This is a genomic window from Streptomyces sp. NPDC001822, assembly GCF_042892135.1.
Classification (GTDB): domain Bacteria; phylum Actinomycetota; class Actinomycetes; order Streptomycetales; family Streptomycetaceae; genus Streptomyces.
The window spans coordinates 129,255-142,797 of the sequence record NZ_JBIATW010000015.1 but is presented as its reverse complement, the minus strand read 5'-3'; the positions used below and the strand labels follow the sequence as shown (position 1 = coordinate 142,797).

Below are 13,543 nucleotides of genomic sequence, written 5' to 3'. Positions count from 1 at the left end.
GTGCGTACGCTCTGCGCATCGACGCTGATCGGGGAGTTCTTCGTCATCGGCTTCGCCGGACTCGTGGCGATGAAGCTGGACGGCATGTCCATGGGCACGGTGTGGGCGGTCTGCGGTGCCGGGATGCTGGTGTCCCTCCTGCTGTGCGGCGTGATCACCAGGCCCGGCGGCGTCCAGCTCGGCTGGGCGCTGCAGATCGCGCTGGTCCTGAGCGGGTTCTTCGTCCCGATGATGTACATCCTCGGGATCGCCTTCGGCGCCCTGTGGTGGGCGTCCGTGCACTACGGCCGCAAGATCGACGAGGCGAAGGCACGGTGGGCGGCGCAGGCCGAGGCGCAGGAGAGCGCCCAGGCTCCGGCCCAAGGATGACGCAGAGTGAGCCCGGCCGTCGGACCACTCCCACAGCCCTGTAATCTCGCCCTCACCCGCACCGAAAGTTCTGCAAGGAGCCGCACATGACCCAGCGCACCCTCGTCCTTCTCAAGCCCGACGCCGTCCGGCGTGGGCTGATCGGCGAGATCGTCGGCCGCATCGAGCGCAAGGCCGGCTGGACGATCACCGCGCTGGAGCTGCGCACGCTCGACCAGGAGACCCTGGAGCAGCACTACGGCGAGCACAAGGGCCGTCCGTTCTACGAGCCCCTCGTCGAGTTCATGGCCTCCGGCCCCGTCGTCGCTCTTGTGGCCGAAGGCGAGCGGGTGATCGAGGGCGTCCGCGCGCTCGCCGGCCCGACCGACCCGATCGCCGCCGCGCCCGGCTCGATCCGCGGTGACTTCGGCACGGTCACCCGCGAGAACCTCATCCACGCCTCGGACTCCGAGGAGTCCGCAGAGCGAGAACTCAAGCTTTTCTTTCCCGGCCTTTCCTGACTTCGGCTCCGCCAAACAGCGCTCATGACCTGGGGCGACCGAAGTAATTCGGTCGCCCTTCGGCATAGGGTCCCGTATCGCGGGAACGCATCCCTCCGACGTAACGTCACCATGGGTGGAACGGGCAGCCGTTCCGCTCGTCATGGCGAAGGACCCTCGCGCTGTGTCCGTGCATACGGCACTACGATGGAAGCTTCCACGCCCGCAGCGCCAACCCTCGCCTACCTAAAACAAGCCATTCTTCGCTTTCTGGGAAGGCCCGACGCATCCTCATGGGGAACAAGGGGAACTCAATGTCGTTCATCGGCCGTGACATGGCTATCGACCTCGGGACTGCCAACACGCTGGTGTACGTCAGGGGGCGCGGCATCGTATTGAACGAGCCGTCCGTCGTGGCCATCAACACCAACACCGGCGGAATCCTGGCGGTCGGCGCCGAGGCCAAGAAGATGATCGGCCGCACGCCGGGCAACATCGTTGCCGTGCGGCCGCTGAAGGACGGCGTGATCGCCGACTTCGAGATCACGGAGCGCATGCTCCGCTACTTCATCCTCAAGATCCACAAGCGCCGCTACCTCGCCCGCCCCCGGGTCGTCGTCTGTGTGCCCTCCGGCATCACAGGGGTCGAGCGACGCGCCGTCATCGAGGCGTCGACGCAGGCGGGCGCCCGCCAGGTGCACATCATCGAAGAGCCCATGGCCGCGGCCATCGGCTCGGGACTGCCGGTCCACGAGGCCACCGGGAACATGGTCGTCGACATCGGCGGCGGCACCACCGAGGTCGCCGTGATCTCGCTCGGGGGAATCGTCACTGCCCAGTCGATCCGGGTCGCCGGTGACGAACTGGACAACGCGATCATCCAGCACATCAAGAAGGAGTACTCGCTCCTCCTCGGTGAGCGGACCGCGGAGCAGATCAAGATCACCATCGGCTCGGCCTTCGAGATGGAGAAGGACGAGCACACCGAGATCCGCGGCCGCGACCTGGTCTCGGGCCTGCCCAAGACCGTCGTCATCTCGGCGACGGAGGTCCGCAAGGCCATCGAGGAGCCGGTCAACGCGATCGTCGACGCCGTGAAGACCACGCTCGACAAGTGCCCGCCGGAGCTCTCCGGTGATGTCATGGACCGCGGCATCGTCCTCACCGGCGGCGGCGCGCTCCTGCGGGGTCTCGACGAGCGCCTGCGGCACGAGACGGGCATGCCGATCCACATCGCCGAGGACCCGCTGGACTCGGTGGCACTCGGCTCCGGCAAGTGCGTCGAGGAGTTCGAGGCGCTGCAGCAGGTGCTGGACGCCCAGCCACGAAGGTAGAAGACGATGTTCCGCCGTACGGGCGCAAACCGCCCCGTACGGCGGAACGTTGGTATACAGGCACGAACATTCCGACGAGGAAGGCACGGCCGCCGCACGTGAGGGACACACGAGAGAGCCGGCTGCTCCTGGTGCTGCTGATCGCCATCGCATTCGCCCTGATCACGGTCGATATCCGCGGTGGCGAGGAGTCACCGGTCGACGGGGCCCGGCAGGCCGCCGCCACGGTCTTCGGACCGGTGGAGAACGGCGTCGCGGCAGCGGTGGACCCGGTGGGCAACGCCATCGGCGCCGTACGGGAGTCCGGTGACCGGCACGACCGGATCGCGGCCCTGGAGCAGGAGAACGCCGCGCTGAAGACCAGGCTCGGCAGCGACGACCGCAACACCAGCAAGGTCCGCCAGCTGGACACCATGCTCAAGAGCGCCGGAGCCGGCCAGTACGGCATCAAGGGCGCCGAGGTCATCGCCATAGGAGCGGCCCAGGGCTTCTCCTGGACCATCACCATCGACGCGGGGACGAACGACGGCATCCTGCGCGACATGACCGTGCTGAACGGCGAGGGACTCGTCGGCCGGGTCACCACGGTGGGCCCGAACACCGCGACCGTCCTGCTGGCCAACGACCCCGACTTCACCGTCGGCACCCGTCTGGAGAAGACCGACGAGCTCGGCTTCGCGACCGGACAGGGCTCCCGGCCCCTCTCGGTCCAGTTCCTCAACGGCAAGGCCGAGGTGAAGAAGGGCGACCGGCTGGTCACCTTCGGATCCAGCAAGGACAAGCCCTTCGTCCCCGGCGTGCCGGTCGGACAGGTCGTGCGCGTGGACCCGTCGGGCGGTGACCTGACCCGGACCGTCTACGTCCGCCCGTTCGTCGGCTTCACCAAGCTCGACATCGTCGGCGTCGTCGTCCAGGCGCCCCGGGAGGACCCCCGCGACATGGTCCTGCCGAAGCAGCCCAAGAAGCCGGAGAAGCCCAAGCCCACCCCGACCGTCACGGTCACCGTGCAGCCCAACGGCGACCTCGTCGACGCCAGTGGGAAGGTCGTCGGGAACGTCAACGAGAAGCCCGGCACGGACGCCTCCGGCAGCCCCTCCGCGAACGCCGACACACCCGCCGGTGACGCGGCGAACGACCAGGAATAGAGCTGATCCCCATGCGTATCAACCGGACGCTGCTCTCCGTCTCCCTGGTCGTGGTCGCCCTCGTCATCCAGGTCTCCGTGCTCGCCCGTCTCCAGCTCCCGGGCGCCACGCCCGACCTGGTGCTCCTCGTCGTGCTCGGGCTCGCCTTCGTCTACGGGCCCGTCAGCGGCGCCCTCATCGGCTTCGGCGCGGGCCTCCTCGCCGACCTGGCGCCGCCCGCCGACCACGCGGCCGGGCGCTACGCCCTGGTGCTCTGCGTCATCGGCTACGTCGCCGGCCTCGCCCGCCCCGAGAACGGCCAGCTGAAGTCGGCGTTCACCCCGATGGCGTTCGTCGTCGCCGCGGCGATCGGATCGACCCTGCTGTACGCCGGGGTCGGCGCCCTCGTGGGCGACACCGCGGCCCGCCATGTGGGCCTGGGCAGCCTGCTGTTCACCGCCGCCGTGTACGACCTGCTCCTCGCGCCCTTCACCGTGCCGCTGATCATGGCGCTCGCCAGACGTACCGAGAACGACCCCGTGGCCGACAGCTCCGGCAGCGGTGACGTCGCCGCCGGCTGGCTGGCCTCGGGCACCGGGCTGCGGATCGGCAGCCAGCGGGGCGGGATGCGCCTGAGGGCCGCACGCAGCCGCGCCGCACGCGCAGGAAGGATCAAGGGGGTCAAGCGACTGTGAGGCCGTACCGGCACCGGACGGGCACCGGGGGCGACCCCCGTGACCGCGGCGCGACCACCACCGGGGGTGCCCCGTGAGCAACATTCCGGAGACCGGACGGACCCAGCGGGTCCAGATCCGTCTCGTCGTCGTCCAGGTCCTCGTCTTCTCGCTGCTCCTGACGCTCGGAGGGCGGCTCTGGTACCTCCAGATCCGCAACGGGCAGGAGTACACGGACGAGGCCAAGAACAACCACGTGCAGCAGGTCGTGCAGCCCGCCGTCCGGGGAGCGATCCTCGACGCGCGCGGCGTGCCCCTCGCCGACAACGAGACCCGCCTCGTCGTCTCCGCCAGCCGCACCGAGCTGATGAAGATGAAGGACGACGGCGTCGGGGTGCTCACCCGGCTGGCCGACGTCCTGGACATGAAGGCCAAGGACGTCCAGGACAAGGTCCGGCTCTGCGACGCCAAGACCCCGCAGCCCTGCTGGAACGGCTCGCCCTACCAGCCGATCCCGGTGACCGACGAGGCCACGACGCAGCAGGCCCTCACGATCCGCGAGCGCGCGGAGGACTTCCCCGGCATCACCGCCGAACCCACCGCCGTGCGCCGCTACGCCGCACCCGGCAAGGCCAACACCGCGCAGGTGCTCGGCTACCTCTCACCGGTCACCGACGACGAGGTCACCAAGGCCCAGGACACGGACTCGCCCTACCTGCGCTCCGACCAGGTCGGCCGCTCGGGTCTGGAGCGCACCTACGACAAGGAACTGCGCGGCAAGGCCGGTGTCACCCGCTACGAGGTCGACAACCTCGGCCGGGTCATCGGCCAGGCGCAGAACGACGAGGCCGAGCCCGGTGCCAGCGTCGTCACGTCCATCGACGCCCGGGTCCAGGCCGTCGCCGAGTACGAGCTCAACAAGGCGATGGAGACGGCCCGCAAGGAGATGGACCGCAACACCAACGAGCTCTACAAGGCCGACTCCGGCGCGGTCGTCGTGATGGAGGCCAAGACCGGCCGCATCGTCTCGATGGCGTCCCTGCCGACGTACGACCCCAACGCCTGGATCGGCGGCATCTCCGCCAAGGACTACGCCAAGCTCACCGGCAAGAAGTCCAACTTCCCGCTGCTGAACCGGGCCATCCAGGGCACCGCGGCCCCGGGCTCCATCTTCAAGGTGATCTCCTCGACCGCCGCGGTCAACGCCGGTTACCCGTTCAAGGGCAACTACCCGTGCCCGAGCTCGTACTCCATCGGCGGCCAGACCTTCAAGAACTTCGAGTCCCAGGGCTACGGCAGCATCACCATCGGCCGTGCCCTGGAGGTCTCCTGCGACACCGTGTACTACGGCCTGGCGCACAGGGAGTGGCAGAAGGACGGCGGCAACAAGCCGAAGAAGAACCCCGGCGACTGGTTCTACAAGACCGCCCACCAGTTCGGCCTCGGCAAGGAGACCGGCATCGACCTCCCCAACGAGGTCTCCGGCCGGGTCCCCGACCGCCAGTGGAAGCAGAGCTTCTACGACGCCAACAAGACGTCGTGGTGCAAGCAGGGCAAGAAGGACGGCACGTACGTCGAGAAGATCGCGTACGAAGGCTGCATCGAGGGCTACAAGATGCGTGCCGGTGACTCCGTCAACTACTCCATCGGCCAGGGCGACACGCTCGTCACCCCGATCCAGATGGCGACGATCTACGCGGCGATCTCCAACGGCGGCACCCTGTACGACCCGACGGTCGGCAAGGCGATCGTCAGCGGCGACGGCAGGACCGTCCAGGAGATCAAGCCCCGGGCGCACGGCAAGCTGCCCTTCAAGGGAGACACGCGCGACGAGATAGACGAAGCCCTCGCGGGAGTCGCGACCCGGGGCAGTGCCGCATGGCGGTTCGGCGGCTGGCCCCAGGACAAGATCCCGATGCACGCCAAGACGGGCACGGCCGAGGTCTACGGCAAGCAGACGACCTCCTGGTTCGCCACGTACACCAAGGACTACTCGATCGTCATGACGATCTCTCAGGGTGGTACGGGTTCCGGGGCCTCCGGTCCCGCCGTGCGCAACATCTACAACGCGCTCTACGGGCTCGACTCCGCCGGCAAGCAGAACCTCAAGAAGGCCCTCCTGCCGAAGCCCCAGAAGACCCTGCCCAGGATCAAGCCCGACGGACAGATCGAGTCGCCGAAGATCAAGCCCTACGTCCCCGAGCCGCCCGCCGAGGACGGCACGCAGGCTCTCGCCGCCGTCGTCGCCGGAGCCCCGGGGAGGCGGGACTGATGGCAGGCTTCTCCGTCTCGCGCTACGCCCCCGAGCGTTCCGCCTGGGCCAGACTCACCGCCCGCGACTCCGTCGTGCGGCGGCTGGACTGGCCGCTGCTCGGCTCGGCGGTCGCGCTCTCCTTCGTCGGCTCGCTCCTGGTCTGGTCAGCGACCCGCGGGCGGGACTCGCTGACCCACGGCGACCCGTACTACTTCCTGTTCCGGCACGCGCTGAACACGGGCATCGGCCTGGCGCTGATGATCGGCACCATCTGGCTCGGCCACCGCACCCTCCGGGGCGCGGTGCCGGTCCTCTACGCCATCTCGGTGCTGCTGGTCCTCGCGGTCCTCACCCCGCTGGGCGCGACCGTCAACGGCGCGCACGCCTGGATCCTCCTGCCCGGCGGGTTCTCGCTCCAGCCGTCGGAGTTCACCAAGATCACGATCATCCTGGGCATGGCGATGCTGCTGGCGGCCCGCGTCGACGCGGGCGACCAGCAGCACCCCGACCACCGGACGGTCGCCAAGTCCCTCGGTGTGGCCGTCATCCCGATGGGGATCGTCATGCTGATGCCCGACCTCGGCTCCGTCATGGTCATGGCCGTCATCGTGCTCGGCGTGCTCCTCGCGTCCGGGGCGTCCAACCGCTGGATCTTCGGACTCCTCGGCGCGGGCACGGCGGGCGCGCTGGCCGTCTGGCAGCTCGGCGTGCTCGACGACTACCAGATCGCCCGCTTCGCGGCCTTCGCCAACCCGGCGCTCGACCCGGCCGGAGTCGGCTACAACACCAACCAGGCCCGCATCGCGATCGGCTCCGGCGGTCTCTCGGGGACGGGCCTCTTCAACGGTTCGCAGACGACGGGGCAGTTCGTCCCGGAGCAGCAGACCGACTTCGTGTTCACCGTGGCCGGCGAGGAACTCGGCTTCCTCGGGGCCGGACTGATCATCGTGCTGCTCGGTGTCATCATGTGGCGCGCCTGCCGGATCGCCCGGGAGACCACCGAGCTGTACGGCACGGTCGTGGCCGCCGGGATCATCGCCTGGTTCGCCTTCCAGTCCTTCGAGAACATCGGCATGACGCTGGGCATCATGCCGGTGGCGGGCCTCCCGCTGCCCTTCGTGTCCTACGGAGGGTCCTCGATGTTCGCCGTCTGGGTGGCGATCGGTCTGCTCCAGTCGATCCGGGTGCAGCGGCCGATAACGGCCTGAGCCCGGAGGACCGCCCTGCATGACGGGGCCGATCGCGGATAGATTCGTCCTATGGCGGACTCGAAGCGCGAGGTCGAGCGGAAGTACGACGCGACTCCCGGAACCCGGCTGCCGGACCTGACCCGTGCGGCCGGGGTCTCGGCCGTCGTCCACCGGGGCCCGAGCGAACTCGATGCCGTCTACTACGACACCGAAGACCTCTCCCTGGCCGCCGGATCCCTCACGCTGAGGCGCCGGACCGGCGGCGGGGACGCCGGATGGCACCTCAAGTTCCCCGTGTCCGCCGACGTCCGTGACGAGATCCGGGCGCCGCTCGGTGACGACCTGCCGGCCGAGCTGGCCGGACTGCTCCGCTCCCGCGTGCGCCACGCGGAGGTCGTCCCCGTCGTGCGGATCCTCTCCGCGCGCGACGTCCACCACCTCCTCGACGAGGACGGCGCCCTGCTCGCCGAACTGAGCGTCGACGAAGTCCTCGCCGAGCGCCTCACGGAGGAAGGCCGCGGTACCACCGCGGCCTGGACGGAGCTGGAGGTCGAGCTGGCCGACGACGTGGACCCCGCCGTCCTCGACGCCGTGGAGCGGCGGCTGCGCAAGGCCGGGGTCCAGCCGTCCGCCTCCCCGTCCAAGCTCGCCAGGGCACTGGCCGAGACGGCCCCCGGGAAGCGGCGCGAGCCCGCGACGGCGGCCGGAGCGCCGCGCACCGCCGGCGACCACGTGCTCGCCTACGTACGCCACCAGACTGAAGCCGTCGTCCGGCTCGATCCCGCCGTGCGCCGCGACCTGCCCGACGCCGTCCACCTCATGCGGGTCGCCACGCGGAGGCTGCGCAGCGCCTTCAGGACGTACCGCGGGATCCTCGACCGCGCCGTCACCGATCCGCTCCGCGACGAACTCAAGTGGCTGGCCGGCGAGCTCGGGGCCGGCCGCGACCGGGAAGTCCTCGACGCCCGGCTGCGCTCCGGCGTCGCGGGGCTGCCGGACACCCTGGTCCTCGGCCCGGTGAGCGCCCGGCTGGAGCGGTCCTCCGCCGCCGCGGACGCCGGAGCGCGGCGCCGGGTCGCCGACGCCCTGGACAGCGGGCGCTACCTGGACCTGCTGGACGCCCTGGACGCCCTCGTCGGCGATCCGCCGCTCCGGCGCGGTGCCGCGCAGGACCCCGGGGACGCCCTGCCGCGCGCGGTGCTCAAGGACTACGCCCGCCTCGCCGCCCGGGTCGGCCACGCGCTCGACCTGCCGCCCGGCCCGGGGCGTGACGTGGCGATGCACGAGGCGCGCAAGGCCACCAAGCGCGTGCGCTACGCGGCGGACGCGGCCAGGCCGGCGCTGGGCCGGCCCGCGAAGAAGTTCTCCCGCCGGATGAAGTCCGTGCAGACGGTCCTGGGCGACCACCAGGACAGCGTCATGGCCCGGGAGGCCCTGCGCGCCCTCGCGGTGGAGGCCCACGGAGCTGGGGAGTCCGCTTTCACCTGGGGAGTCCTGTACGGCCGCGAGGAGGCGGCGGCGCGGGAACGGGAGCGGGAACTGCCCGAGGCGTGGGCGCGGGCGTCGCGGCCCCGGCTGCGGGCGGCACTGGAAGGCTGAGCACCGGGTTACGCTTGATGGTCACCCCTGCCAGCTACGAAGGTCCTCAGATGTCTGCCGAGTCGGTCTTCCCACAGCTCGAAGCTCTGCTCCCGCATGTGCAGAAGCCCATCCAGTACGTCGGCGGTGAGCTGAACTCCACCGTCAAACCGTGGGACGAATGCGACGTCCGCTGGGCACTCATGTACCCGGACGCCTACGAGGTCGGGCTCCCCAACCAGGGCGTCATGATCCTGTACGAGGTGCTCAACGAGCGCGACGGCGTCCTCGCCGAGCGCACGTACAGCGTGTGGCCGGACCTAGAGGAGCTGATGCGCGAGCACCGGGTCCCGCAGTTCACCGTGGACAGCCACCGCCCCGTCGGCGCCTTCGACGTGTTCGGCCTGAGCTTCTCCACCGAGCTCGGCTACACCAACATGCTCACGGCCCTGGACCTCGCGGGAATCCCGCTGGAGTCCAAGGACCGGACCGTGGACCACCCGATCGTGCTGGCGGGCGGCCACGCCGCGTTCAACCCCGAGCCGATCGCCGACTTCATCGACTGCGCGGTGATCGGCGACGGCGAGCAGGCCGTCCTGGAGATCACCGAGATCATCCGCGCCTGGAAGGCCGAGGGCCGCCCGGGCGGCCGCGAGGAGGTGCTGTTCCGCCTCGCGAAGACCGGCGGCGTCTACGTCCCCGGCTTCTACGACGTCGAGTACCTCCCCGACGGCCGCATCGGCCGAGTCGTGCCCAACAAGTCCGGTGTCCCGTGGCGCGTGTCCAAGCACACGGTCATGGACCTCGACGAATGGCCGTACCCGAAGCAGCCCCTCGTGCCCCTCGCCGAGACCGTCCACGAGCGGATGTCCGTCGAGATCTTCCGCGGCTGCACCCGCGGCTGCCGTTTCTGCCAGGCCGGCATGATCACGCGCCCCGTGCGGGAGCGAAGCATCACCGGCATCGGCGAGATGGTCGAGAAGGGCCTCAAGGCCACCGGCTTCGAGGAGGTCGGCCTCCTGTCGCTCTCCTCCGCGGACCACAGCGAGATCGGCGACATCGCCAAGGGCCTCGCGGACCGCTACACCGAGGACAAGATCGGCCTCTCGCTGCCCTCCACCCGCGTCGACGCCTTCAACGTCGACCTGGCCAACGAGCTGACCCGCAACGGCCGCAGGTCCGGTCTCACCTTCGCCCCCGAGGGCGGCTCCGAGCGCATGCGCAAGGTCATCAACAAGATGGTCTCGGAGGAGGACCTGATCCGTACGGTCTCCACGGCGTACGGCAACGGCTGGCGCCAGGTGAAGCTGTACTTCATGTGCGGCCTGCCCACCGAGACCGACGAGGACGTCCTCCAGATCGGCGACATGGCGGTCAACGTGATCGCCAAGGGCCGCGAGGTCTCCGGGCAGAACGACATCCGCTGCACCGTCTCCATCGGCGGCTTCGTGCCCAAGCCGCACACCCCCTTCCAGTGGGCGCCGCAGCTCAGCGCCGAGGACACCGACGCCCGGCTCAAGAAGCTCCGGGACAAGATCCGGGACGACAAGAAGTACGGGCGCTCCATCGGCTTCCGCTACCACGACGGCAAGCCCGGCATCGTCGAGGGCCTGCTCTCCCGCGGCGACCGCCGCGTCGGTTCCGTCATCCGCGCCGTCTACGAGTCCGGTGGCCGCTTCGACGGCTGGCGCGAGCACTTCAGCTACGACCTCTGGATGAGGAGCGCCGAGAAGACGCTGCCCGCCTTCGGCGTGGACGTCGACTGGTACACCACCCGCGAGCGGACGTACGAGGAGGTCCTGCCCTGGGACCACCTGGACTCCGGGCTCGACAAGGACTGGCTCTGGGAGGACTGGCAGGACGCGCTCGACGAGACCGAGGTCGAGGACTGCCGCTGGACGCCGTGCTTCGACTGCGGCGTGTGCCCGCAGCTGGACCTGGACATCCAGATCGGCCCGACCGGCAAGAAGCTGCTGCCGCTCACGGTCGTGAAGTAGACCCTCCGGGTGACAGCCCGGTGACGAACGCCCGGCCCGGGAAACCCTGGGCCGGGCGTTCGCGTCCTTACCGGCATGGACCTCGACAAGCACCGCACTCCCGCGCCGTACGAGGGCGGGGAGGGCTGTCTGACCACCCTCGTCAGGATCCCGGTGCGGATCGTGGTGCTGGTGCTCGTCCTGCCGGTCCGCATGCTGTGGGACCTGCTCGTGGCCGGCGGCCGCCTCCTCGACCGGCTGCTGCTGCGCCCCCTGTCCCGGGCGGCGGACTGGTTCCGCGACCAGGTGCTCGCTCCTGCCGTGAAGGCACTCGCCTGGCTCGCCACGGCCCTGTTCGTATGGCCCTGGGTGGGGCTGTGGCGCTACGTCGTCGTGCCGGTCGTCCGGTACGGGGTCGTCGTCCCGCTGGCGTGGCTCCACTCGGCCGTGCTTGTCCCGGCCTGGCACGGGCTGCGGTGGACGTACACCCGACTGCTGGTCCCGGCGGCGACCGCGCTCGTCACCCTGCTGCTGGTGTGGCCCTCGGTCGGAGTGTGGCGCTACCTCCTCAGGCCGCTCGGCATCGCTGCGGCCTGGCTGGTGACGACCTTGCTCGTGCTTCCGGTGGTGTGGGTGTACGGGAGTGTGCTGACGCCGTTGGGACGAGGCGTGGCATGGGTGCTGGGCTTGGTGGGGCGGGGGATGGCGGTTCTGGGGCAGGGGCTGTGGACCGGTGTCGTGTGGCTGTTCACGACCCTTCTGGTGCATCCGGTCGCCTGGGTGTACCGACGTGTCCTGGCCCCCCTCGGCCGGGAGATCGTGGCCGCCGTCGGTGTCGCCTGGCGGATCGCGGGGTTCGTCTCGCGCGCGGCCGGCCGGGTGCTGGCCTGGCTGGCCCGGCATCTGGTCGGCGTCCCGGCCGTGTGGGTCTACCGCACTCTGTGCACGCCGGTGGGCCACTTCCTGCGCGACGCGGTCTGGGCTCCCGCCCGGCAGGCCGCACTGGACGCGGGCCGCGCGGTCCGCGGAGTGCTGTCCTCGGCCCGGGAGACGCTGCGTGCGGCACGCCACGACGCATGGCGCGCACTGGTGGGAGCGCCGCAGGTCGGGGACGCGCGGAAAACGGGAGGGTCCGCGGCGCGTACCCTGGGTAGGACAACGACTGTCCCCAGCGCGGCGCCCGCGTCCGAGATCTCCCCGCAGGTCGGTAGAACCGTCGAGCGGGGGTGAGCCGGAACGGCACCCCGGGGCACCCTGTACTTCGTGGGCGGCACGCCACCGCGGCCGCCCCGCACCGAGGAGAAGAACCACTGGGCAAGCGACAGCCCGAAGGCCCGCCGCCCGCACCGGCGGTGCAGCGCATCCGACTGCGCTACACCAAGCGGGGCCGCCTCCGGTTCACCAGTCACAGAGACTTCCAGCGTGCCTTCGAGCGGGCCCTGCGCCGTTCCGAGGTTCCCATGGCCTACTCGGCCGGATTCACCCCGCACCCCAAGGTGTCGTACGCCAACGCCGCCCCCACGGGCACGGGCAGCGAGGCCGAGTTCCTGGAGATCGCGCTCACCGAGGCGCGGGACCCCGAGACCCTCCGCGGGCTGCTCGACGCGTCGATGCCCGACGGACTCGACGTCATCGACGCGGTCGAGGTCCGTACCTCCGGCCTCGCCGAACGTCTGACCGCCTCGGTGTGGGAGATGCGGCTCGACGGCGTCGGCGTCGAGGACGCGAAGAGGGCCGTGGCCGCCTTCCTGGACGCCGAGACCGTCGAGGTCCAGCGCCGGGCGAAGAACGGCATGCGGAGCTTCGACGCCCGCGCCGCCGTCGCCGACCTGCAGGCCCTTGATCCGCAGTCCGATAGGCCCGGGGACAGGCCCTGTGCGATACTGCGGCTGGTAGTGCGGCACGTGACACCTGCCGTGCGACCCGACGACGTCCTATCAGGTCTCCGAGCCGTGGCCGACCTGACGCCGCCGGTCCCCGCAGCGGTGACCAGGCTGGCGCAGGGTCTCTTCGACGAGGAGTCCGGCACGGTGACCGACCCGCTCGCGCCCGACCGCGAGGCAGCCCCGGCCGTTTCCACGGCCGATCCGGCCGCCGCCGCGACGGCGCCGGAAGGTACGGGTTCCGCGTAAGGCGGTCGTCGTAGCGCAGCCCTTCGACTCGGGAGCCACCTGGGTCGGGCCGCGCACCGCCCCATAAGACTTTCGCCAGGCCGTGCGCAGCGCGTACGGAACCGGCGAGCCAGACATCAGCTCCCGTGCGGCGCCCGCGCCCCGGACGGCGGTACCGCGCACACCGCGCGCATCGCGTCGGACCGGAACCAGGTGTGGCGCCCGGGAGCGCGACGGGAGAACCGCCCGCATGCACGAGCAGAACGAAACCGGCCCGACCGGTAACACCGAAGACAACACCCCCGGGGACAAGCTGCCGCCGCGCCGCAGGCGCCGTGCGGCATCCCGCCCCGCCGGCCCGCCGTCGGGCGCGCAGGGCACGGCCCCCGCCGAGGAGGCCACGCCGGCCACGCCGGCCGTGCCGGCCGCCACCGAACCCGAAGAGGCCGCCCCG

Annotated in this window: 12 protein-coding genes; all 12 read left to right on the top strand. The window is 70.5% G+C overall.

What is annotated here, in order from left to right; translation table 11 throughout:
- Complete coding sequence (locus ACFYY2_RS28715) at positions 1-369, top strand: DUF4233 domain-containing protein (RefSeq protein WP_388748286.1); 369 nt, start codon at positions 1-3, stop codon at positions 367-369.
- Between the two features lie 86 nt (positions 370-455).
- On the top strand, positions 456-869 hold the full coding sequence (gene ndk / locus ACFYY2_RS28710; protein WP_033299402.1) for a nucleoside-diphosphate kinase: 414 nt from the start codon (positions 456-458) through the stop codon (positions 867-869).
- 293 nt (positions 870-1,162) lie between these two features.
- Positions 1,163-2,182 (top strand): rod shape-determining protein, encoded by a 1,020-nt coding sequence (locus ACFYY2_RS28705; RefSeq protein ID WP_073746922.1) that lies wholly within the window; start codon positions 1,163-1,165, stop codon positions 2,180-2,182.
- A gap of 98 nt (positions 2,183-2,280) precedes the next feature.
- Positions 2,281-3,327 carry a rod shape-determining protein MreC gene (gene mreC, locus ACFYY2_RS28700; protein ID WP_388748283.1) on the top strand — a complete coding sequence of 349 codons (1,047 nt, stop codon included), beginning with the start codon at positions 2,281-2,283 and terminating at the stop codon, positions 3,325-3,327.
- An 11-nt stretch (positions 3,328-3,338) separates the two neighbouring features.
- Complete coding sequence (gene mreD / locus ACFYY2_RS28695; RefSeq protein ID WP_388748281.1) at positions 3,339-4,001, top strand: rod shape-determining protein MreD; 663 nt, start codon at positions 3,339-3,341, stop codon at positions 3,999-4,001.
- A gap of 73 nt (positions 4,002-4,074) precedes the next feature.
- Positions 4,075-6,252, top strand: a complete 2,178-nt coding sequence (gene mrdA, locus ACFYY2_RS28690; protein ID WP_388748279.1) for a penicillin-binding protein 2 — start codon at positions 4,075-4,077, stop codon at positions 6,250-6,252.
- On the top strand, positions 6,252-7,442 hold the full coding sequence (rodA, locus tag ACFYY2_RS28685; RefSeq protein ID WP_388748277.1) for a rod shape-determining protein RodA: 1,191 nt from the start codon (positions 6,252-6,254) through the stop codon (positions 7,440-7,442). The genes mrdA and rodA overlap by 1 nt, the downstream gene beginning before the upstream one ends.
- 51 nt (positions 7,443-7,493) lie before the next feature.
- Positions 7,494-9,023, top strand: a complete 1,530-nt coding sequence (locus tag ACFYY2_RS28680; protein WP_388748275.1) for a CHAD domain-containing protein — start codon at positions 7,494-7,496, stop codon at positions 9,021-9,023.
- Positions 9,024-9,073: 50 nt separating this feature from the next.
- Positions 9,074-10,999 carry a TIGR03960 family B12-binding radical SAM protein gene (locus ACFYY2_RS28675; protein WP_388748273.1) on the top strand — a complete coding sequence of 642 codons (1,926 nt, stop codon included), beginning with the start codon at positions 9,074-9,076 and terminating at the stop codon, positions 10,997-10,999.
- A gap of 75 nt (positions 11,000-11,074) precedes the next feature.
- Positions 11,075-12,208, top strand: a complete 1,134-nt coding sequence (locus ACFYY2_RS28670) for a hypothetical protein (protein ID WP_388748271.1) — start codon at positions 11,075-11,077, stop codon at positions 12,206-12,208.
- A gap of 122 nt (positions 12,209-12,330) precedes the next feature.
- Positions 12,331-13,110: a TIGR03936 family radical SAM-associated protein gene (locus tag ACFYY2_RS28665; protein WP_388748269.1), complete on the top strand. Its 780-nt coding sequence runs from the start codon at positions 12,331-12,333 to the stop codon at positions 13,108-13,110.
- Between the two features lie 229 nt (positions 13,111-13,339).
- On the top strand, positions 13,340-13,543 hold a 204-nt coding region (locus ACFYY2_RS28660; protein WP_388748267.1), incomplete at its 3' end, for a hypothetical protein.